This is a genomic window from Shewanella sp. LC6 (genome assembly GCF_006385735.2).
Lineage (GTDB): Bacteria > Pseudomonadota > Gammaproteobacteria > Enterobacterales > Shewanellaceae > Shewanella > Shewanella xiamenensis.
Map to the genome: position 1 here is coordinate 1,608,924 of NZ_CP043902.1, position 19,660 is coordinate 1,628,583.

Genomic DNA, 19,660 nt, shown 5'->3' on the forward strand with positions numbered 1-19,660 from the left:
AAGAATGGATATTCTATATCTTCACCAGTACTTCGCCACTCCGGAATCGAATGCGGGGACGCGCTCTTACGAAATGGCGAGACGATTAGTTAAAAATAGCCATAATGTTACATTTGTGACTAGTTCGGCCTTTTTTTCTGATAATTATAATTTACGAAAGGGGTGGAACTTAATTGAAATTGACGGCATTAAATTACATGTGTTACACCTTAATTACTCTAATAAAGATAGTTTTTTAAAACGAATTTTGAAGTTTATAAACTTTTCAATTAGGTCTACGTTAAAGTCGCTTTCGATCAAAGCTGACGTGGTTTTCGCTACTAGCACGCCATTGACAATTGCAATTCCTGGTATTATTTATTCAAAGCTGAAAAGCGTCCCCATGGTTTTTGAAGTTCGCGATTTGTGGCCTGAATTGCCCATTGCTATTGGTGCGATAAAAAATCCATTTGTGATCAAGATTGCAAAGTGGTTAGAGCTTTTTGCTTATAAGAGCTCTAAAAGATTAGTGGGTTTATCCCCTGGTATGTGTGATGGAATTGTTAGAACAGGTATTGAATCTGAGCGAGTTATTCTTGCAACTAATAGTTGTGATACGGCATTATTCGATGTTGAACCCAATGTTGGTAATATCTATAGAACTGAAAAGCTTTCTTTTGTTGGTCAACGTAAATTAGTCGTATATACAGGCACTTTTGGTGTTATTAATAATGTTAAATATATGGTAGATATTGCTCATGCTGCATTAGAGGCCAATATGCATTTATGTTTTGTCGCAATCGGTGATGGTATGCAAAAAAATGATGTACTTGCATATGCCAAAGAAAAAGGGGTTCTAGGGATAAATTTCTATGTTTTAGAACCCGTACCTAAAACTGAGATTGTGAGTTTGTTGTCTGCTGCTGATTTGGCATTGTCATTGTTTGGCCCCATTAAAGAGATGTGGCATAACTCAGCCAATAAATTGTTTGATGCGCTAGCTGCAGGAACCCCAATAGCCATTAATTATGGCGGTTGGCAACATGAGTTAATACAGAAAAATCAGTGTGGTATAGTTTTGGATGCCAATAATTTTTCTAAATCAGCTGCATTATTAAATGAGTTTTTATTTGATGATGATAAATATCAAAATGCAAAAATGAGTTGTCGTCATCTTGCGTATAATGAATATTCTAGAGATATTATGGCTTCAAAATTAGAAAGTGCATTATTACAAGCTGTAAATGATTAATTTTAGGTAAGAATTTAATGAAAATTGCTATTGCAGGTACTGGTTATGTTGGTCTTTCTAATGCAGTGTTATTATCTCAGCATCATCAAGTTACTGCGGTTGATGTTATCGCGAATAAAGTGGAGATAATCAACGCTCGCAAATCACCGATTGTTGATGCTGAGATTGAAGATTTTCTAGCACATCGAGAGCTTAATTTAATAGCTACTTTGGATAAGCAACTTGCTTATCAAGATGCTGAGTTTGTGATCATTGCAACTCCAACGGATTACGACCCAAAAACTAATTACTTTAATACTTCCTCTGTTGAATCGGTTATTCAAGACGTGTTAGCCATCAATCCTAATGCTGTTATGGTGATTAAATCCACCGTGCCTGTGGGGTTTACCGCTAAGGTTAAGCAAAAATTTAATTGCAATAATATTCTGTTTTCGCCAGAATTTTTGCGTGAGGGTAAAGCGCTTTATGATAATTTGCATCCTTCACGGATTATCGTGGGTGAGCGCAGTGAACGCGCAAAGGTGTTTGCTAATCTTTTAGTTGAAGGCGCGGTTAAACGAGATATTCAAGTGTTATTTACGGATTCGACCGAGGCCGAAGCGGTTAAGTTATTCTCTAATACCTACTTAGCCATGCGAGTTGCTTACTTTAATGAGCTTGATACTTATGCTGAGACTCATGGTTTAGATTCGCGCCAAATTATTGGAGGGGTGTGTTTAGATCCGCGTATTGGTAATCACTATAATAATCCATCCTTTGGTTATGGTGGTTACTGTTTACCGAAAGATACAAAGCAACTTCGCGCTAACTATACCGATGTTCCTAATAGTATTATTGGTGCAATCGTTGAATCAAACACTACCCGTAAAGACTTTATTGCTGACTCTATTTTAAGCCGTAATCCTAAGGTCGTAGGCATTTACCGCCTAATTATGAAATCGGGGTCTGATAACTTTAGAGCCTCAAGTATTCAAGGGATTATGAAACGTCTTAAAGCTAAAGGTATTGAGGTGATTGTGTATGAGCCAGTACTAAAAGAGAAAGAGTTTTTCCATTCTCGTGTTGTGACTGATTTGACCGCTTTTAAAGCGCTTGCCGATGTGATTGTGTCAAACCGAATGGCCAAAGAACTGGCGGATGTAGCTGATAAAGTGTATACCCGCGACTTGTTTGGTAGCGATTAACTTAATGGTTCTGAATTTTATGGGTAAATAATGAAAAGGCTGTTCGATTTTTTGGTTTCACTCATAGCACTGATCCTGCTCTCACCTATTATTGCGTTGGTAGCATGGAAAATACGCAAAAACCTTGGCTCACCGGTTTTGTTTCGCCAAACGCGTCCGGGCTTACATGGCAAGCCTTTTGATATGGTGAAGTTTCGTACCATGAAAGATGCCGTTGATGCCATGGGCAACCCATTGCCAGATTCTGAGCGCATGACTTCGTTTGGCAATAAACTGCGTAACTCAAGCCTAGATGAGTTGCCCGAGTTGTGGAATGTGCTCAAAGGGGAGATGAGCTTGGTTGGCCCGCGTCCACTGTTGATGCAATATCTGCCTCTTTATAGCCCAGAGCAAGCACGCCGCCACGAAGTGCGTCCGGGGGTTACTGGTTGGGCGCAAATTAATGGCCGCAATGCCATTAGTTGGGAAGAGAAATTTAAACTCGATGTTTGGTATGTAGATAATTGTTCTTTTTGGCTTGATTTCAAAATTTTATTGTTAACGGTTAAAAAGGTATTTGTCAAAGAAGGCATTTCGGCCGATGGTCATGTCACCATTGCCCCATTCACAGGGCAAGCGCAGCAAGGCACTGGCAATGAACGCTAAGCCCCTTAATAAACAATCGCTTGGACCCTGCGCGATTCTCGGTGCCAGTGGCCACGGTAAAGTGATTGCTGAAATGGCTGAGCTCAATGGTTATCCTGATATTCATTTTTATGATGATCGCTGGCCAGAGCTCAAGCAAGTCGAACATTGGCCAGTATTGGGTAACAGCAATGCTTTAATCAATCATGTGGCTAACTACTCCAATGTGGTTGTTGCTATAGGCCATAACGCCACTCGTTTAGAGAAATACCATCAACTCTTTGTCCAAGGGGCGCACTGTTTGCCTTTGATTCACCCAAGCGCGATCATCAGTCGTTATGCTCATCTCGAGTGTGGCACTGTGGTAATGGCTGGAGCGGTGATTAATCCATTTAGCTGCATTGGCAAAGCCTGTATCATCAACACTGCCGCAACAGTGGATCATGATTGTGTGATTGCTGATGGTGTGCACATTAGCCCAGGGGCACATCTTGCCGGAGGTGTTTCTGTGGGGGAGGCGAGTTGGCTTGGAATTGGCGTTAATATCAAGCAACTTATCAACATTGGTTCAAATGCTGTTGTTGGTGCGGGTGCAACAGTAATAAATAACGTTTTAGATAATCAGACTGTGGCGGGTGTTCCCGCCAAACCCATTTGTCGTAAGGAATAATGACAGTGTTAAATACGCAATTTTCCCCTTGGCCGAGCTTTACCCAAGAAGAGGCCGATGCAGTCAGCCGTGTGCTGCTGTCAAATAAAGTCAATTACTGGACGGGCAACGAATGCCGCGAGTTGGAAAAAGAGTTCGCAACTTGGGCTGGTTGCGAATACGCCATTGCGCTGGGTAACGGCACGCTTGCACTGGATGTGGCGTTAAAAGCGTTAGGCGTTGGCGCAGGTGATGAAGTGATCACCACGTCGCGTACTTTTTTGGCTTCTGCTTCTGCGATTGTGACTGCAGGTGCTCATCCAGTGTTTGCTGATGTCGATCTCAACAGCCAAAACATCACTGCAGAATCTATTGCTGCCGTCGTCACCGAAAAAACCAAAGCGGTGATTGTGGTGCATTTAGCAGGTATGCCAGCCGAAATGGACGCGATTATGGCGCTAGCGGCTGAGCGTGGTTTTTTCGTCATTGAAGATTGTGCTCAAGCGCACGGTGCCAAATATAAAGGCCGCAGTGTCGGCACCATTGGCCATATCGGTGCGTGGTCATTCTGCCAGGATAAAATCATGACCACTGGCGGTGAGGGTGGCATGGTGACGACCAACGATCATTCACTCTGGTCAACCATGTGGTCTTATAAAGATCATGGTAAGAGTTATGATGCAATTTATAATCGGCAGCATCCCCCTGGGTTTCGCTGGTTGCATGAAAGTTTTGGCACCAACTGGCGCATGACTGAGATCCAAGGCGTGTTGGGCCGTATTCAGCTTAAACGTATGGCGGATTGGACTGCAAAACGCCAGCACAACGGCAAACTGATTGATCAAGCGGTAGCGGATTTAGCCATTGTGCGTTGTGTGGAAGTCGCGGATTACATTGAACACGCAGAGTACAAGCATTATCTATTCGTCAACCCTGACCAACTTAAAGAAGGTTGGAGCCGTGATCGCATCGTTGAGGAAATCAACGCAGCGGGCGTGCCAGCTTATCAAGGCAGTTGTTCAGAAATTTATCTTGAAAAAGCTTTTGATAACACGCCGTGGCGCCCTGCTGAGCGCTTACCCAATGCTGTGCAGCTCGGTGAAACCAGTTTAATGTTCCTTGTTCATCCAACATTAACTGCAGCAGAAATGCAAAAAAGCTGCGATGTTATTCGTTCAGTGCTTCAGTCTGCTCAAAAGTAGTCCCTTTAGGCTTATCTATTTGTGCTTTAACGCTAGGCGGTTGTTTTGTAACGTTTAGCGTTTTTGGGATCTGTCTCAAATTTGATGAACAGCCGAAAAAACTGTCTCAGGGCTGTTTTGTGCAGCGATGTGTTCTGCCATGTTGCGCCGATTTCGGAGCCTATTTTCGCCGCGAGCTCTATGAGTCAGTCAGTCGGTGGCTGGTGCGTTGAGCGGTGTTTTTAGGTGGCAAGATCTGGTTGTGGTTTACTCGCGAAGGATGCATCCTTCCCTGCTTGGTTTGCGTAGCCAAAATGTTGAGTGTGGTAACGCTACATTCGACCCTTTTTAAGAAATGAATGTGGTGAACTGTTGAATACCTCTCAGACGGTGCCACGGTGTTGCATCTTAAATCCTATCAGGGTGCTATAATGCGGCTCCCTGATGTATCGGGCGGCGTCGTGTACACGACAGTGTTATTGGTTAACTTATGAAGAAAATGTCATTGGAGCAAAAGATGGAATTTTTGCAGTTTTTATTCTCGTTAAAACGGTCACAAAAGCGTGTGGTCAGTGTCGCTATTGACTCTGTTTTTCTGCTGTTTGCCTTTTGGTTTGCGTTATTGGTGCGTTTAGACTCTGTTGAAGTATTACTCAAGGCCCAATATTGGGGGCTAATAGCATTAACAATACCCATTAGTATTGCTGGTTTTGTGCGGTTGGGGCTGTATCGCGCAGTGCTGCGTTATATCGGCTCGCAAGCGTTTACTGCTATCGTTGCGGGTGTAGTTATTTCTACCATAGCCCTTGTTTTACTAGCCTATTATGGCGGTGTTGATTTACCTCGTACCGTTCCCTTTATTTATGCTGCCTTTGCGCTAGTGTTTGTTGGCGGCGCGCGCTCGCTTATGCGGTCTTTAGTTGGTGCGGGTATGAATCGTCGTGGTGAACCTGTGATAATTTATGGTGCCGGTGTGAGCGGCCGCCAAACGGCAATTGCGCTAGCGCAAAGCCATGAATATCATCCAATCGCTTTTGTTGATGATGATGAATCGTTGCAAGGTACCGTGATCCAGGGCCTACATGTGCATGCACCACAGGAATTACGTAAGTTAATTAAGCAAAAAGCCACTGCACGAGTATTGTTAGCGATGCCAAGTGCCTCACGCTCTCGCAGGCAAGAGATTATCAATCAGCTTGAGCCGCTTAGCGTTAAGGTGATGACATTGCCCGCGATGGCTGATTTAGTCAGTGGTGATAAGTTATTTAGTGACGTTAAAGAAGTCGAAATTGAAGATTTATTGGGGCGTGATTCTGTTGCCCCAAGACAGCATTTATTGACTGCGAATATCAAGAATAAAGTGGTTATGGTTACAGGTGCTGGTGGCTCTATTGGTTCTGAGTTATGCCGCCAGATTTTAAAGCAGCAACCTAAGCAATTAGTTTTATTCGAGTTATCGGAGTTCGCACTTTATTCGATTGACCGTGAACTTTCTGCGACTGCTAATGAGCTTGGTATTGATGTTGAAATTGTCCCTATCATGGGTTCTGTTCAGCGTGAAAACCGTGTGCAAGCGGTAATGCAGGCGTTTAAAGTGCAAACGGTTTACCATGCCGCAGCTTATAAGCATGTGCCTCTAGTTGAGCATAATGTGGTTGAAGGTGTTCGCAATAACGTATTTGGTACTTTGTATACCGCGAGAGCGGCGATTGCGGCAAATGTAGAAACCTTTGTTTTGGTCTCTACCGATAAAGCCGTGCGCCCTACAAATGTGATGGGTACCACTAAACGTATGGCGGAACTGGCATTGCAAGCATTAGCAAAAGAGGTGCATCAAACGCGTTTTTGTATGGTGCGTTTTGGTAATGTGCTAGGGTCTTCTGGTTCAGTTGTGTCATTGTTCCGTAAGCAGATCGCTAATGGCGGTCCGGTAACTGTTACTCATCCTGAAATAACCCGCTTTTTTATGACGATTCCAGAAGCATCACAGCTGGTTATTCAAGCGGGTGCTATGGGTAAAGGCGGCGATGTCTTTGTACTTGATATGGGAAAATCGGTCAAAATCGTTGATCTCGCAGCTAAAATGATCCGCTTAAGTGGTTATGATGTGAAGGATGAAGCAAATCCCAATGGTGATATCGCTATTGAATTTACCGGCCTTCGTCCTGGTGAAAAATTGTATGAAGAGTTACTGATTGGCGATGATGTAACAGGTACAGACCATGAGCGGATTATGACAGCGAATGAAATTTATCTGCCATGGTCCGAATTAGAGTTAATTCTTAATCGTTTAGACAAAGCATGCCATGAGTTCAACCATGAGGCGATCCGTGAGATTTTACTTGCGGCGCCAACCGGTTTCGCCCCAACTGATGGTATTTGTGATCTAGTTTGGCAGCAAAGGAAATTATTTAAACCAGCTGATACAAAACCGAAAGTGGTAACGTTAGTTTCTTGATTCAATGTCTTATGTCGTTTAGATGTTGCAAAGTTAAATCTTTTTAAAAGCCAAATCCCCATGGATTTGGCTTTTTGTCTTTTAGCGTTTTTAAGGATTTTGTATGTCTAGGAAGTATTTTGGTACTGATGGTGTGCGTGGCAAAGTAGGTAAATTCCCAATTACGCCTGATTTTGCGATGAAGTTAGGTTGGGCGGCAGGTACAGTGCTCGCATCCACAGGCACTAAAGAGGTGCTAATTGGTAAGGATACCCGTAGTAGTGGGTATATGCTGGAATCCGCAATGGAAGCGGGTTTTTCTGCTGCGGGAGTAAATGTGGCATTAATTGGCCCGATGCCAACGCCCGCAGTGGCGTATTTAGCTTCAACTTTTAGGGCCGATGCAGGCGTTGTTATCAGTGCTTCCCATAATCCTTTTTATGATAATGGTATTAAGTTTTTTTCAAACACAGGCACCAAGCTAAATGATGCACAAGAGCTTGAAATTGAAGCGCTATTAGAGCAAGCACTTGAGCATAATGCGTTGCAATGTGTTGCTTCTGAAAAACTGGGTAAAGTGCGTCGCATTGATGATGCTGCCGGTCGTTATATTGAGTTTTGTAAGGGAACCTTCCCGAATCATTTAAGCTTGGCGGGATTAAAGATTGTTGTCGATAGTGCCCATGGTGCTGCCTACCATATTGCCCCGAATGTGTATCGCGAGTTAGGGGCAGAGGTGATTAGCATTAATGACAAACCCAACGGCGTGAACATTAACGATCATTGTGGTGCAACACATTTAGATAGCTTGCAATCTGCGGTGATGATCCATGAAGCGGATTTAGGTATTGCGCTCGATGGTGATGCCGACCGAGTCATGTTTGTTGATCATAATGGCCATGTAGTTGATGGCGATGAGATTTTGTTTATTTTGGCACAAGCGGCATATCAAAAAGGTGAAATGCAGGGCGGGGTGGTTGGTACGCTCATGTCTAATCTTGGATTAGAACTGGCACTTAAACAAATGGATATTCCTTTTGTGCGGGCTAAGGTTGGTGACCGTTATGTGGTTGAACAGCTCAAAGAAACTGGTTGGCAGCTGGGGGGGGAAGGTTCTGGCCATATTTTGAGTTTACAGCATACCTCTACAGGTGATGGTATTGTGGCTTCTTTACAGGTACTTAAAGCCATTTTAGAGTCAGGCAAACGTTTAGCTGAACTAAAAGCGGGGATGACTAAATTACCACAGGTGCTTATCAATGTGCGTTTAACATCGGGTTGCGCAGATAGTATTTTAAGCAAAGACAGTGTTAAACAGGCAGTGATAGCCGCTGAAGAAGTATTAGGAAATCAAGGTCGTGTATTGCTACGAAAATCAGGAACAGAGCCTTTAATCCGGGTGATGGTGGAGTCAACGGATAATCTGATGACACAGACTCAAGCCGAGTTTATCGCAGAGGCAGTAAGAGCGGCGTAAAGCGGGCGCTTCGGGCGAGAATCTAGGGCGTTGCTTCGCAACTGCTAGGACGCAGCAAAAAGCGCTGCTGCTAGGAGGCCTTCGGCCCTAGGACGCTACTATGTGGCTCTAGGCTTTTAGCTTCTACGAACGCCGCTTTGCGGCTACGGAACGTCACTGCGTGGCGCGAGAATCTAGGGCGTTGCTTCGCAACTGCTAGGACGCTCGCAAACTCGCTCTAGCTTCTACGAACGCCGTTTTGCGACAACCGCAGGGTGAAACAAGATGAAACCCATATCCTACGGATATTCCACACGCGATTACGCTTGCCTAGTCAGTGTTAATAGTTTGATTTAATTAAAAAAAGCCCTATGAGCTCCTCAGGGCTTGTTTAAGCGGCTTTAGGCAAGAGTGATTCAATAACTCATTCTTGGACAAAATTTTATCACTTCAATAAATTGCTCAAAATCCTCAAGATGATGCTGTACAACATGCACAACGATATCGAGGTTGAGTTCTTGATAGTCATGTACTGCGATGTTTCTTAGGCCAACCATCTTCTTTAAGTTGTCTGCAAGCTGCTGATTAATTATTTTATTTTGTGAAAGTAGTGTAAAGCTATCACGGCTACTTTGGGGGATACCCAGTTGTTGTTGGCGGTTAATATGGTTTGCTATGTCGATACTGGCTTCGCAGCAGCGTTGTAAATTGAGGATAACGCTATCTTGCAGGGTGAAGTCTTGTTTGAACATGCTGCCATCACCATAAACTTGTTGGATACGTTTTATACAGCGTTTGATGGTTGCTATTTTGTTGATAATAATGTCATTCAAAGTGACGTCCCCTGTGATCGTTGGCTGTTGTTTTGGCCGTTGCATCATCAATAATTGCTTGTCTTTCAGCTTGTAGATGTTGGTACATTGAGATGGTTTTCACTGCAAAAATCTCATCATCTTGTCGCGTTCCCCAAAGTCGCTTTCCTTGGGTGACTACCTGCTGACATAACACTGTGGATGCCGTGCGTAAATCAACAAGATCAACATCAGTATCTAACACTGAGGCGAGTTTTTGGGCAAGTTGCCAGCGGGCGATATTGTCTAAAGTGACATCGGCGAGTACCGCAATATCGATATCACTGTTGCGGTGTTGCGTGCCCTGTGCATAGGAGCCAAATAGGTAGATCAATCTCAACTGCGGGATGTTATCTTGTAGTAAGTTGATGATAATGCTTTCATTTAGTTGTTGCATAGGCCCATTGCACGATTTAATGAATACAGGGTGAGTATATAGCATATAAGGCGCAGCAAAAAGGACGGCCTTCGGCTGGGAGAAACTAGGGCGTTGCTCGATAACTGCTCCTGCTTTATTCTACCTCCTGCATCCATGCAGTCGTACGCAACTGCTAGGACGCTCGCAAGCTCGCTGCTAGGGGCTAGGAATGCCGCTTTTTGCGGTTACAGGTTACGGAACGGGCTGCGCCCTGACGGTGAGTGAGCTTGCGAGCGTTCCGTTATCCGTAATCTGTCAACCGTCAGCACGGCGTTAAGCGTTTTGATGTCTTTAGTCTTTTTTTGGTCTTTAATCTATCGCATGATATGATTTTGGCTTAGTGAATGGGTTTTCTTATTTTCAATTAATCAACTAGGCATCAACCTATGAACATAGAAACAATCAGTTTTTTGAAGAAAAATGCCGCGAGCTTAACCCTCGATGAACCGATGATTATTACTCAAAATGGTGTACCTGCTTACGTTATCGAGTCGGTAGCGGATAGAAATCGACGTGATGAGGCGATAGCTTTACTCAAGCTAGTCAGTTTTGCAAAAAGCGATCAACAAAATGGCCGCACTATGTCATCAAGTGCATTCAAGGAACGCTTGGCGGGTCGTAAAATGGCTTTAAAGGATAATAAGTAGTATGTCTGTGGTAAAACTTGAATATACCAAGACATTTGAAGATACCGTAGATAGCGCTATATCTCACTATTCCCAATGGCATGACGAGATCACTATTATTGAGAGAGTTGAGGCAGTTATTGAGGCATTTGAAGCATCTGTGACGCAAAATCCTTTGAGCCATGCATTATGTCAAGAGTTAGTTGAACTTGGCATTACTCAAGTAAGGCACGCGATAAAAGAGGATTTTAGAATACTGTACGAGGTTAGCTACATTAATGATGAGTCTCTTGTTACTGTGCTACTTTTTTTGAACCAACGACAAAGCATACAGAATCAACTGATCAATCATTGCTTGGTTTATAAGTAATTGCTTGCGGCAGTGAGAATCGAGGACGGCCTTTAGTCGCGAGAATCTAGGATACTCACAAGCTGGCTTTAGACTCTAGCTGCGAAGCGCTCTAGCGTTCTTCTAACGTCGCTTTGCTAAGGATGTCGTCACGTTTTTCGCTATATTGGTATGCGAGTTTTGTACTTTGGGTCACTCGGGTTTGTAAACATTTCATCAAAAGAAAATATTTATGTCATTAATGAACATCATCAATACTTCGGCTTCAAGTCAATCACGTAACCGCTCGCAAAAACTCGAAAAATTGTGGCAAGACTACGAAAAAAAACAATTAAGAAATAAACGTTATCAAACAAAATTAGAGGGTTTTTATCGCGAGTTCACCTCACAATTACTTGAAAAAGAGCAGGCCGTATGTGATGCCTCAGCCCAATGGGTGCGTCATTTATTGACTTTTGTGCCGCGTAAATCCATTAAAGGTCGCCAACGGGAGGCGCTGCTAGAATGGATTGACGAAGAAATAAGTATTATTGAATCGAACCCGTTTAATCCTATCAATACTCACGAAATACGCGATAGCTTCACTAGCTTGCTTATGGCTTATCAAGCAACCTTGCCTAAGCAAGACATTGGTCAGCACGAGCTTGATGCTTTTCGTGAAGAGTTAGAATCTATGTTTGGCTTTGAGTTGGATATAGACGATGCGCAACTGTCTGAACTCATTGATGAACCGGCGAAGTTCCAGGCATTTTTTGATCAAAAATTGGCTGAGCAGCACAATAAGGCTTTTGATGACGGCGACGCTGAAAATGCGTTTGAGCAAGATGAGGCTGAGTATGATGCCCAAGAGGATGATTTTTTCTTTGAATCGAGTCAACCAGAGCAAGCATTAAGCCTTGAGTTATTTAGCGATAAAACCATGACCAAATTGTATCGACAATTGGCGAATCAATTTCATCCCGATAAAGAGCCTGAACCTGCTAAAAAGGCGCTAAAAAAAGAGTTGATGCAGCAACTATCTCAAGCCAAGAAAAGCAAGGATGCTGTCGCCTTGCTGATGTTGGCCCTTGAATATCTGCCAGAGTATAAGCTTGAGGCCGATGCAGATATGATTAAACGTATTGAGGCTGCGTTGCAGGTTAAAATTAGTTTATTAAATCAAGATTATCAATCAATGCAGAATGGCGATGATATTAAAAGTATGATTTGGCAACGTTTTGGGAGTGGTTCAAAAGCATCACGCGCTAGGGAGTTGGCCCAATATGGTGATCATCTCACGATTGAAACTGAAGAGTTACTCGCAAAAGTGACTAAGATCAAAACAGTACAAGCGATACAAAAGGAATTAAACCAACGTAGCCGACGGGGGAGTTTTAACGACATTTTTGATCTTGCTATGTTTAATGACGAAACTTTTGATGAATTTTGGCAATACAAATAGCGCAATGATGATGCTTCGTAACGGCTAGGACGGCCTTCGGCCGCAAGTACGCAGCAAAAAGCACTGCTGCTAGGATGCCTTCGGCCCTAGGACGCTCGCCAGCTCGCTTTAGAACGCCACTACGTCGCTTTAGACTCTGGCAGCGAAGCGATAGCTTCTACGAACGCCGCTTTGCGGCTACGGAACGTCACTGCGTGACTTACGGATAACGGAGCGGGCTGTGCCCTGACGGTGAGTGAGCGCGCGAGCGTTCCGTAATCTTTCTCTTTTCTGTCATTCCCGCGAACGACTGCATGGTCAATTTTGTTCCATACAAAATATGACATTTCCACCCTCCATGGTAGTTAGATGCAGGAGGTACGAGCCCAGGGACGGGCGAAGGTAGAATAATGCAGGAGCAATTATCGAGAATAACGTAAGCGTCCGCCGAAGCACACCTTCATAACTTGACCATATGTCGCCATCCTTGTTCTTCTGAATCATAGGAGAGCGATATGTTTGGTAACTGTAGTGGCTTGCACACATAATCCCTTCGGCGCGATTACATCCGCCAAACTGGGCTCACATTAGCTGATAATAAGCGGGACCACCGACTCACATTAACTGCCAATGGACGCAGATTAATTAACAACGGGCTTACATTTATCTTGGCGGACTCACATTAATTGCCAATAAACAGCCATGATCCAACAAGCTCGTAGAGAGTCGAGATATGCTGTATCAGCGGACAAGCAACAAGGCCTTAATGTAGGCTAACTTTACATTTTTGGCGCGTTGGGTAAATTCGGTATGATTAAAACTGCTCCCTGAAGCCTTCGGCTATTTTCTCCAGTTGGTTCATTAAGCCGCTATCACGATCGGTATTATCGACATCATTCGGCTTGTTCTTATCCCAACGTTTAATGATGGCTATCAGTAGGTAACAATGGCTGTTGAAGAAGCCTGGACAATACACCAGAACATAACCGCTGGTCCGTTTGAATTGCACTAGCTTGAGCTGAAAACCTGCAGCTTTGAAATGCAGATGTTGTAATTCAAGATACGAGCGGTTATGGGTAAACAGGTAAGGAACGTCGCGGCCAAAGGCGGTAGGCAGGCCTTTACCTTCCTTATACACCCGAAAATCATCTACTAATGCTTTGGTAGCCAGCTCACCTAGGGCCTCTTTTAAATAGGGATGCGTAAATATGCGTACCGCCTTTACTTCCATTCCTCAAATTGTCACTTGGCACCTTGCTTCAGTTTGTTAGCCATCTGAGTCGAAACCTTATCCATGTTCAGATTGGCAGCAGTAAACTGGGCAGGGATGCTTTCCAATGTGGTGGTGCCACGTTGGGCAAACTCACAAAACGCCGTCATTTCTTCAAACAGTGACGCCGGTACCGCATAAAACTGGATTTGGTTATTAGATGACACCGCAATTGCATCTCCTTGGGCTTCGGCTAATGCAGCACTGGGGTTTGATTTGAACTTGCTGATCGGTGTGGTATAGCCACATAAAATTTTCTGTAACATCATAGCTCCATTTTCTACTGTTGCGACAGTTATACTAAGACCTAAGTATAGACCTAAATTTAGACCTATACCAGTATCGGATTATTCATCCATCAAGTTCAAATAAACGACGGATTTAGTGGTTACCTGCAAGTCGATGGTTACGCCGGTTATGCTAAAACCGATGCCGAACTCGTGGGCTGCTGGGCCCATGCTCGTCGTAAGTTCACAGAGGCTGAAATCGCTCAGCCTAAAGGCAAAACGGGCAAGGCAAACTGGGCTCTGAACCATATCCAGAAAATCTACCGAATCTAAACCTTGGATAAAGACTCAAGTCCCGAGGTTCGCCGCCAACAAAGGCAGCTGCACAGCCAACCCTTACTGGATGAGTTGCATCGTTGGCTGGAGAAATCACAACGCCATGTGCCACCTAAAAGCAGCTTTGGGAAGGCAATAACCTACTGCCTTAATCAATGGCCCAATTTGAACCGCTATCTTGAGGATGGGCGACTGAATATCGACAATAATCGCGCAGAGCGAGCCATAAAGCCGTTCGTCATTGGCCGTAAAAATTGGCTATTTGCCAATACGGCCAATGGAGCAAAAGCCAGTGCCATACTGTACAGCATGATAGAAACTGCCAAGGCTAATGGGCTTATGCCTTTTGACTATCTCATGTACTGCCTAGATCAGCTGTCACTCAAGCCAGAAAGCCTGGATCATTTGTTACCTTGGAATGCAAAACTAGGCTAGGTGCAGATCACCGGACGGATACTAACATTCAGTTTGGCTGATAAGCCAAACATGGCAATTTATCCTCAATCAGTGTAATGTAGTTTGATGTATACATTGTATGATGAGGTTTACCATGAGTGTCATGTCAGTGCGCTTATCCGATGAAATCGAGCAAAAGCTGGTACAGCTTGCCCAGTCAACTGGCAGAACTAAATCGTGGTTGGCCAGCCAAGCGATTCAGGATTATTTAGACCGGGAAGCTTGGCAAATTGCTGAAATCCAAGCCGCATTACGTGAAGCCGATGCCGGTGATTTTGTGCCAGAGAACGAGATGAATGCCAAGTTCCAGCGTTGGGGGAACAATGCGGGTTAAATGGTTGCGCAAGGCCGCGCAAAATCTTGAAGATGCGTATGATTATTTAGCCAAAGACAACCCCAAGGTCGCTCAAGCATTCGTGCAAGACGTTTACCGCTTAGTGAACTTATTGCCGGTGCAACCCGCCATGGGACGGGCTGGGCGCGTAGTTGGTACACGGGAACAGATTATACAGGATTACCCGTTCATCATCCCGTACAGGGTTAAGCAAGATGAAATCCATATTCTACGGATATTCCACACGCGATTACGCTTACCTAGTCAGTGGTAAAAAAATTGATTTAATTGCAAAAAGTGCTACGAGCTCCTCAGAATTTTTTAAGCGGCTTTAGGCAAGAGTGATTCATTGACATCCTCCACCTCCTTTAGGGGGGGAGGATGTCAATTCCAGCAGAACCTTCTTAGCTACACAATCCCACAATCCCAAAATCCCACAAATACCCGAGCATGAAGGAGAGTACACGCTTGCTCGCAGCAATATGGTAAAAATCAAAAAATTAATATATTTTCCCAAAAAGGGAAATTAAATATTGACTATCGTTTATGCGTTTCCCATAATGGGAAATATAGAAAAGGGGATTGCATGAGAGTTGTTTCAAGAGTCGCATTGCGGGAGTTTTGGGAGCCGCCCATTTATCAAGATAGTGAGCAACCTCTCAAGTCATGGTACGAGGAAGCTAAAAACGCTAACTGGCAAAATCCGCAAGACATAAAAGCGTTGTACCGCAACGCGAGTTTTGTTGGCAATAACAGGGTGGTATTCAACATCCACGGCAATAAGTACCGTCTTATTGTGGCCGTGAATTACAAGTTTGCAATGGTCTATGTTCGCTTTGTTGGTTCTCATGCTGAGTATGACAAAGTTGATGCAACCACAATTTAGGAGGTTTGCAATGCAAATTAAACCGATCAGAACCGTGGCTGATAATGAAGCAGCCTTAAAGCGTATTGAACAGCTTTTTGATGCTGAACCTAACACGCCAGAGGGTGATGAGCTGGAAGTGTTGATCACGCTGGTGAGCGCGTTTGAGGACGCTCATTTTCCAATTGAAACGCCAGATCCAATCGCGGCCATTCAGTTTCGCATGGAACAGCAAGGGCTTGTTGATGCCGATATGGTGCCGTTCCTTGGGCAACGTAGCCGAGTATCAGAAGTGCTAAACCGCCAACGTCGACTTAGTCTGAACATGATCCGCAAGCTGAATGAGGGGCTTAAAATCCCGCTGCCTTGCTTGGTCAAAGAATACCAATTAGCTAAATAACGGAATGTCTATGACCAAAATGCGCGACAAGCCCCGTGCTTTTAGCGCGGGGAAGGATAGCGCAAGTTGCGAAGCAACTTAATGCGGCCTATCTTGTTGCTCAATATATTGCCTTAATACGTCTATTGGAGCGCCCCCAACAGATCCTGCAAAGTAGCTGGGCGACCAAAGTGCATTTTTCATGTAGGCTGGCTTATGAAGATTTGGATAGTACTGTTTCAACTTCCTGCTAGAAACCCCCTTTAGACTATTAACCAGCTTCGATATAGCCACTTTCGGTGGGTAGTTCACTAACAGGTGAACGTGGTCTTGCTCCCCGTTAAACTCTACGATCTCAGCCTCAAAATCCGCACAGACCTTTTCCATGATGTCTCGCATCGTTTTTAGATGCGCATCCGTAAATAACTTGCCACGATATTTAGCAATAAAAATAAGATGCACATGCATCATAAATAGGCTTTGTTTCCTAAATCAGTTGAACTAAAACCATAGCTGGTGATCTGATCGACATAGCCCATCAACTCGCCCATCAATCGTGTCAAAACCTCAATATAAAACAATCAACTGGAAGCAATACAATCAAGCCCTGATCAATCGTGGCTCACTTACCTTCTGGATTGATGAGGACGCTATCGCCCAGTGGAAAGCTAAGGCCGAGCAACCAAGGAAAGGTCGACCACGCGTATTTAGCGACTTAGCCATTACCACCGCGCTGATGGTTAAACGTGTTTTCTCGATGCCACTACGAGCGTTACAAGGCTTTATCAACTCGGTGTTTAAACTGGCTGATATTCCGCTTTCGTGCCCACATTACACTTGCATCAGCAAACGCGCTAAAACCGTCAAGATTGCTTTTAAAACCAAGACGCGTGGCACCATTGAGCACTTGGCTATCGACTCGACAGGCTTGAAGGTTTATGGCGAAGGTGAGTGGAAAGTGAAGAAACATGGCACAGATGGCAAGCGCCGCGTGTGGCGTAAGCTGCATATCGCTGTCGATACCCATAGCCATGAAATTATTGCAGCGGAACTGAGTTTATCCGGTGTCACTGACGCTGAAGTTATGCCGAATTTGCTCAAGCAAACCCATCGCAAAATCCGCAATATCTCAGGTGATGGTGCTTACGACACAAGAGCCTGTCACGATGCCGTTCGTAGAAAACGGGCTTTAGTACTCATTCCACCGAGGGAAGGTGCCGCGCTCTGGGAACAAGGTCATCCGCGTAACTTAGCGGTCAGTTGGCAACAGCTTCATGGTTCAAATAAACAGTGGAAAAAACGGTATGGTTATCATCGGCGGTCAATCTCAGAAACAGCAATGTACAGAGTGAAGCAACTACTTGGTGGCAGATTGAGCCTGCGAAATTATAACGGTCAGGTAGGAGAAACTTACGCGATGATAAAGGCGTTGAACAAACTCACTGGGCTAGGCATGCCTGAAACTTACCGTGTAGTTTAATATTCAAACGATTATGAGGAGCTTTGCTCGCTGAATCGATTTAGGAAACAAAGCCTCATAAATATGCAGTGCCTTCCTCTTCGTAATTCCATAGGCCAACCTTTACAATCAAGCTTAAAGAACCTATATTAGTGCATTATGAGCATTCAGACCAAAACTTTAAGTGTTAGGGTAAAAGATAAACATGCGAAGCTGTTAAGACAGATGGCGTATGAAGTAAATCAATGCTTTAACCTGGCCAACGAACTAACCATGAAAGCGAGTCGCAACTATAGCGATGCTGGCGCGGTTAGACCTGTCTGGATGTCGGCTTACGATGTGCAAAAACCGATTCTAAGTTTTAGGAACGAATCTGGATTTATTATTCCATCCCACACAGCTCAAGAGGTCTGCGCCAAACACGCCCAAGCAAGAAAACAATTCAAACGAGCGAAGTTACGTTGGCGAATAAGCTCAGGCTCTAAACGCTCTCTTGGCTTTGTGCCGTTTAAAAAAGGTTCTGCTAAGTGGAAGAGTGGGCAAGTCTTATTCGCAAAACAGCACTTTAAGGTTTGGGATACCTACGGGCTTTCACAATACGAGTTTACTTCAGGATCTTTCTCTGAAGACTCAAGAGGACGCTGGTACTTTAATGTGTGTGTTCATGTAGGCGCCTCAGCGCCCACCTCTGGAAAGACAGCCATCGGTATCGATCTAGGGTTAAAAGATACGGCAACTTGCAGTGATGGGGCTAAATTAGAACGGGGGAACTTCTACCGCGATCTAGAGGCGGATTTAGGCGTTGCCCAAAGAGCAAATAAGAAAAAGCGAGTCAAGGCCATTCATGCGAAGATCAAGAATCGTCGCAAAGATGCTTTGCATAAATTTAGTACGCGGCTGGTCAATGAAAATGCCGCAATATTTGTTGGCGATGTGAGCAGCTCCAAGTTAGCGAAAACTAAAATGGCAAAATCGGTTTTAGACGCAGGCTGGTCAATGCTCAAAACACAATTGGAATATAAAGCGATAGCGCGGTCAGTTGTGTTCGAAATAGTCAATGAATCCTACTCCACCCAGACCTGTTCGAGCTGTGGGGTGATCCCCGTCAGCAGTCCGAAAGGTAGAACTGGTCTTGGAATAAGAGAATGGGTGTGCTCTGAGTGCGGAGCAGAGCACGACCGCGATATAAACGCGGCAACCAATATTCTCGCGGCGGGGCATCGCCGTCTAGCTGTAGGAATCCCCGTGCTTTAGCGCGGGGAGGATGTCAACAAAAACAAGTCCTAGAGACCCTGCATGCTCAAACGCGTGACGGGCTTGTTTGTGACCGCATTAAAGCAGTACTTCTTGCATCCGAAGGCTGGACCGCGGCAATGATTTCTCAAGCATTACGGATAAATGAATCAACGGTCCGCCGTCACCTTGCCGATTACACCTTGTCAGAGAAGCTCAAGTCTGAAAATGTCGCGGTTCACAAAGCCTGTAATCTGTTGAGCAAACCGCAGAGTTAATTGCCCATTTAACTCAGACTCAGGCAACCAAAATCTCACACGGCTGGATATGTACAGGGCAGGACAAAGCCAAAGAAACCAACGGCAGTCGTAGGCGGCGTAAACTGATTGTAAGCTTACGGCAGCATAGCTGAACTTAATCAACATAGTCTGATTTACTAAATTAGCGCGAGCATTCGCTGCTTTTTCATGGCATTTGGCGACCATCAATCTAGTTTTTGCTTTTCTTGATAGCTGGCGCTGCTTACGTCTGAGGTTTTTCTCAGCACGCTTTACAAATCTTCGGTTGGCTATCTTTTTGCCATTCGATTCGATGGCGAAATGAAACAGCCCCAGATCAACACCTGTGACCTTGCTTGCAGTGTGAAGTAAAGTTGGTACTACCACTCCATCATCA

The 19,660-nt window shown here is 44.5% G+C and carries 22 protein-coding genes and 3 pseudogenes; 18 read left to right on the plus strand and 7 right to left on the minus strand.

Annotated elements, in window-relative coordinates:
* Positions 1 to 4 precede the first annotated feature (4 nt).
* From FJD32_RS07260 to glmM, 7 genes are all read left to right on the plus strand, one after another.
* On the plus strand, positions 5 to 1,231 hold the full coding sequence (locus tag FJD32_RS07260) for a glycosyltransferase family 4 protein (RefSeq protein ID WP_140907848.1): 1,227 nt from the start codon (positions 5 to 7) through the stop codon (positions 1,229 to 1,231).
* 17 nt (positions 1,232 to 1,248) lie between these two features.
* Entirely contained in the window at positions 1,249 to 2,415 is a 1,167-nt protein-coding gene (locus FJD32_RS07265; RefSeq protein ID WP_140907849.1) for a nucleotide sugar dehydrogenase, read from the plus strand.
* A 30-nt stretch (positions 2,416 to 2,445) separates the two neighbouring features.
* Positions 2,446 to 3,060, plus strand: a complete 615-nt coding sequence (locus tag FJD32_RS07270) for a sugar transferase (RefSeq protein ID WP_140907850.1) — start codon at positions 2,446 to 2,448, stop codon at positions 3,058 to 3,060.
* Entirely contained in the window at positions 3,050 to 3,709 is a 660-nt protein-coding gene (locus FJD32_RS07275; RefSeq protein WP_140907851.1) for an acetyltransferase, read from the plus strand. Before FJD32_RS07270 ends, FJD32_RS07275 begins: the two co-directional genes overlap by 11 nt.
* Positions 3,710 to 3,714: 5 nt before the next feature.
* On the plus strand, positions 3,715 to 4,890 hold the full coding sequence (locus FJD32_RS07280; RefSeq protein ID WP_140907852.1) for a DegT/DnrJ/EryC1/StrS aminotransferase family protein: 1,176 nt from the start codon (positions 3,715 to 3,717) through the stop codon (positions 4,888 to 4,890).
* 496 nt (positions 4,891 to 5,386) lie between these two features.
* Complete coding sequence (locus FJD32_RS07285) at positions 5,387 to 7,327, plus strand: nucleoside-diphosphate sugar epimerase/dehydratase (protein WP_140907858.1); 1,941 nt, start codon at positions 5,387 to 5,389, stop codon at positions 7,325 to 7,327.
* 103 nt (positions 7,328 to 7,430) lie between these two features.
* Entirely contained in the window at positions 7,431 to 8,783 is a 1,353-nt protein-coding gene (gene glmM / locus FJD32_RS07290) for a phosphoglucosamine mutase (RefSeq protein ID WP_140907853.1), read from the plus strand.
* Between the two features lie 395 nt (positions 8,784 to 9,178).
* Here the strand turns inward: glmM and FJD32_RS07295 are convergent, their stop codons facing one another.
* Both FJD32_RS07295 and FJD32_RS07300 read right to left on the minus strand, forming a co-directional pair.
* Complete coding sequence (locus FJD32_RS07295) at positions 9,179 to 9,595, minus strand: DUF86 domain-containing protein (protein WP_088585313.1); 417 nt, start codon at positions 9,593 to 9,595, stop codon at positions 9,179 to 9,181.
* Positions 9,588 to 10,010 (minus strand): nucleotidyltransferase domain-containing protein, encoded by a 423-nt coding sequence (locus FJD32_RS07300; RefSeq protein ID WP_140907854.1) that lies wholly within the window; start codon positions 10,008 to 10,010, stop codon positions 9,588 to 9,590. Before FJD32_RS07300 ends, FJD32_RS07295 begins: the two co-directional genes overlap by 8 nt.
* Positions 10,011 to 10,417: 407 nt before the next feature.
* Here FJD32_RS07300 and FJD32_RS07305 point away from each other — a divergent pair, with 407 nt between their 5' ends.
* The 3 genes from FJD32_RS07305 to FJD32_RS07315 all read left to right on the plus strand — a co-directional run bounded on the left by FJD32_RS07305 (position 10,418) and on the right by FJD32_RS07315 (position 12,447).
* Positions 10,418 to 10,678, plus strand: a complete 261-nt coding sequence (locus FJD32_RS07305; protein WP_055647496.1) for a type II toxin-antitoxin system Phd/YefM family antitoxin — start codon at positions 10,418 to 10,420, stop codon at positions 10,676 to 10,678.
* 1 nt (position 10,679) lies between these two features.
* Entirely contained in the window at positions 10,680 to 11,027 is a 348-nt protein-coding gene (locus FJD32_RS07310; protein WP_055647497.1) for a type II toxin-antitoxin system RelE/ParE family toxin, read from the plus strand.
* A 211-nt stretch (positions 11,028 to 11,238) separates the two neighbouring features.
* Positions 11,239 to 12,447: a J domain-containing protein gene (locus FJD32_RS07315; RefSeq protein WP_140907855.1), complete on the plus strand. Its 1,209-nt coding sequence runs from the start codon at positions 11,239 to 11,241 to the stop codon at positions 12,445 to 12,447.
* A gap of 119 nt (positions 12,448 to 12,566) precedes the next feature.
* Here FJD32_RS07315 and FJD32_RS07320 read toward each other — a convergent pair whose 3' ends face one another.
* The 3 genes from FJD32_RS07320 to FJD32_RS07330 form a co-directional block, all read right to left on the minus strand.
* The gene (locus tag FJD32_RS07320; RefSeq protein WP_014610942.1) at positions 12,567 to 12,773 is read right to left on the minus strand and encodes a hypothetical protein; all 207 of its coding nucleotides are present in this window, start codon (positions 12,771 to 12,773) and stop codon (positions 12,567 to 12,569) included.
* A 467-nt stretch (positions 12,774 to 13,240) separates the two neighbouring features.
* On the minus strand, positions 13,241 to 13,657 hold the full coding sequence (locus FJD32_RS07325) for a type II toxin-antitoxin system YafO family toxin (RefSeq protein ID WP_126512853.1): 417 nt from the start codon (positions 13,655 to 13,657) through the stop codon (positions 13,241 to 13,243).
* A gap of 11 nt (positions 13,658 to 13,668) precedes the next feature.
* The gene (locus FJD32_RS07330; RefSeq protein WP_086904668.1) at positions 13,669 to 13,962 is read right to left on the minus strand and encodes an antitoxin of toxin-antitoxin stability system; all 294 of its coding nucleotides are present in this window, start codon (positions 13,960 to 13,962) and stop codon (positions 13,669 to 13,671) included.
* Positions 13,963 to 14,073: 111 nt separating this feature from the next.
* Here FJD32_RS07330 and FJD32_RS07340 point away from each other — a divergent pair.
* From FJD32_RS07340 to FJD32_RS07360, 5 genes and pseudogenes are all read left to right on the plus strand, one after another.
* Positions 14,074 to 14,694: pseudogene (locus tag FJD32_RS07340) on the plus strand (IS66 family transposase); the annotation flags it as partial.
* A 115-nt stretch (positions 14,695 to 14,809) separates the two neighbouring features.
* Positions 14,810 to 15,049 (plus strand): CopG family ribbon-helix-helix protein, encoded by a 240-nt coding sequence (locus tag FJD32_RS07345; RefSeq protein ID WP_069453195.1) that lies wholly within the window; start codon positions 14,810 to 14,812, stop codon positions 15,047 to 15,049.
* Entirely contained in the window at positions 15,039 to 15,323 is a 285-nt protein-coding gene (locus FJD32_RS07350) for a type II toxin-antitoxin system RelE/ParE family toxin (protein ID WP_088585320.1), read from the plus strand. Before FJD32_RS07345 ends, FJD32_RS07350 begins: the two co-directional genes overlap by 11 nt.
* Positions 15,324 to 15,635: 312 nt before the next feature.
* Positions 15,636 to 15,935 carry a type II toxin-antitoxin system HigB family toxin gene (locus FJD32_RS07355; protein ID WP_088585321.1) on the plus strand — a complete coding sequence of 100 codons (300 nt, stop codon included), beginning with the start codon at positions 15,636 to 15,638 and terminating at the stop codon, positions 15,933 to 15,935.
* A gap of 10 nt (positions 15,936 to 15,945) precedes the next feature.
* Positions 15,946 to 16,314 (plus strand): DNA-binding protein, encoded by a 369-nt coding sequence (locus tag FJD32_RS07360; protein WP_014610936.1) that lies wholly within the window; start codon positions 15,946 to 15,948, stop codon positions 16,312 to 16,314.
* 78 nt (positions 16,315 to 16,392) lie between these two features.
* Here the strand turns inward: FJD32_RS07360 and tnpA are convergent, their stop codons facing one another.
* Complete coding sequence (gene tnpA, locus FJD32_RS07365) at positions 16,393 to 16,764, minus strand: IS200/IS605 family transposase (RefSeq protein ID WP_086904819.1); 372 nt, start codon at positions 16,762 to 16,764, stop codon at positions 16,393 to 16,395.
* An 85-nt stretch (positions 16,765 to 16,849) separates the two neighbouring features.
* Here tnpA and FJD32_RS07370 point away from each other — a divergent pair, with 85 nt between their 5' ends.
* The 3 genes and pseudogenes from FJD32_RS07370 to FJD32_RS07380 form a co-directional block, all read left to right on the plus strand.
* Positions 16,850 to 17,773 carry an IS5-like element ISSpu11 family transposase gene (locus tag FJD32_RS07370; protein WP_069455281.1) on the plus strand — a complete coding sequence of 308 codons (924 nt, stop codon included), beginning with the start codon at positions 16,850 to 16,852 and terminating at the stop codon, positions 17,771 to 17,773.
* A gap of 138 nt (positions 17,774 to 17,911) precedes the next feature.
* Complete coding sequence (locus tag FJD32_RS07375; RefSeq protein WP_205403034.1) at positions 17,912 to 19,006, plus strand: RNA-guided endonuclease TnpB family protein; 1,095 nt, start codon at positions 17,912 to 17,914, stop codon at positions 19,004 to 19,006.
* 38 nt (positions 19,007 to 19,044) lie between these two features.
* Positions 19,045 to 19,394 (plus strand): annotated as a pseudogene (locus FJD32_RS07380) (helix-turn-helix domain-containing protein); the annotation flags it as partial.
* A gap of 28 nt (positions 19,395 to 19,422) precedes the next feature.
* Here FJD32_RS07380 and FJD32_RS07385 read toward each other — a convergent pair.
* Positions 19,423 to 19,650, minus strand: a pseudogene (locus FJD32_RS07385) (transposase); the annotation flags it as partial.
* Positions 19,651 to 19,660: the final 10 nt, after the last annotated feature.

Coding starts and splice junctions, on each gene's coding strand:
- FJD32_RS07315 (WP_140907855.1), top strand. CDS start 11,239: ATGTCATTAATGAACATCATCAATACTTCGGCTTCAAGTCAATCACGT.
- FJD32_RS07375 (WP_205403034.1), top strand. CDS start 17,912: ATGAGCATTCAGACCAAAACTTTAAGTGTTAGGGTAAAAGATAAACAT.
- FJD32_RS07345 (WP_069453195.1), top strand. CDS start 14,810: ATGAGTGTCATGTCAGTGCGCTTATCCGATGAAATCGAGCAAAAGCTG.
- FJD32_RS07330 (WP_086904668.1), bottom strand. CDS start 13,962: ATGTTACAGAAAATTTTATGTGGCTATACCACACCGATCAGCAAGTTC.
- FJD32_RS07320 (WP_014610942.1), bottom strand. CDS start 12,773: ATGTCATATTTTGTATGGAACAAAATTGACCATGCAGTCGTTCGCGGG.
- FJD32_RS07350 (WP_088585320.1), top strand. CDS start 15,039: ATGCGGGTTAAATGGTTGCGCAAGGCCGCGCAAAATCTTGAAGATGCG.
- tnpA (WP_086904819.1), bottom strand. CDS start 16,764: ATGATGCATGTGCATCTTATTTTTATTGCTAAATATCGTGGCAAGTTA.
- FJD32_RS07275 (WP_140907851.1), top strand. CDS start 3,050: ATGAACGCTAAGCCCCTTAATAAACAATCGCTTGGACCCTGCGCGATT.
- FJD32_RS07305 (WP_055647496.1), top strand. CDS start 10,418: ATGAACATAGAAACAATCAGTTTTTTGAAGAAAAATGCCGCGAGCTTA.
- FJD32_RS07325 (WP_126512853.1), bottom strand. CDS start 13,657: ATGGAAGTAAAGGCGGTACGCATATTTACGCATCCCTATTTAAAAGAG.
- FJD32_RS07285 (WP_140907858.1), top strand. CDS start 5,387: ATGGAATTTTTGCAGTTTTTATTCTCGTTAAAACGGTCACAAAAGCGT.
- FJD32_RS07300 (WP_140907854.1), bottom strand. CDS start 10,010: ATGCAACAACTAAATGAAAGCATTATCATCAACTTACTACAAGATAAC.
- FJD32_RS07260 (WP_140907848.1), top strand. CDS start 5: ATGGATATTCTATATCTTCACCAGTACTTCGCCACTCCGGAATCGAAT.
- FJD32_RS07310 (WP_055647497.1), top strand. CDS start 10,680: ATGTCTGTGGTAAAACTTGAATATACCAAGACATTTGAAGATACCGTA.
- FJD32_RS07270 (WP_140907850.1), top strand. CDS start 2,446: ATGAAAAGGCTGTTCGATTTTTTGGTTTCACTCATAGCACTGATCCTG.
- FJD32_RS07360 (WP_014610936.1), top strand. CDS start 15,946: ATGCAAATTAAACCGATCAGAACCGTGGCTGATAATGAAGCAGCCTTA.
- glmM (WP_140907853.1), top strand. CDS start 7,431: ATGTCTAGGAAGTATTTTGGTACTGATGGTGTGCGTGGCAAAGTAGGT.
- FJD32_RS07265 (WP_140907849.1), top strand. CDS start 1,249: ATGAAAATTGCTATTGCAGGTACTGGTTATGTTGGTCTTTCTAATGCA.
- FJD32_RS07355 (WP_088585321.1), top strand. CDS start 15,636: ATGAGAGTTGTTTCAAGAGTCGCATTGCGGGAGTTTTGGGAGCCGCCC.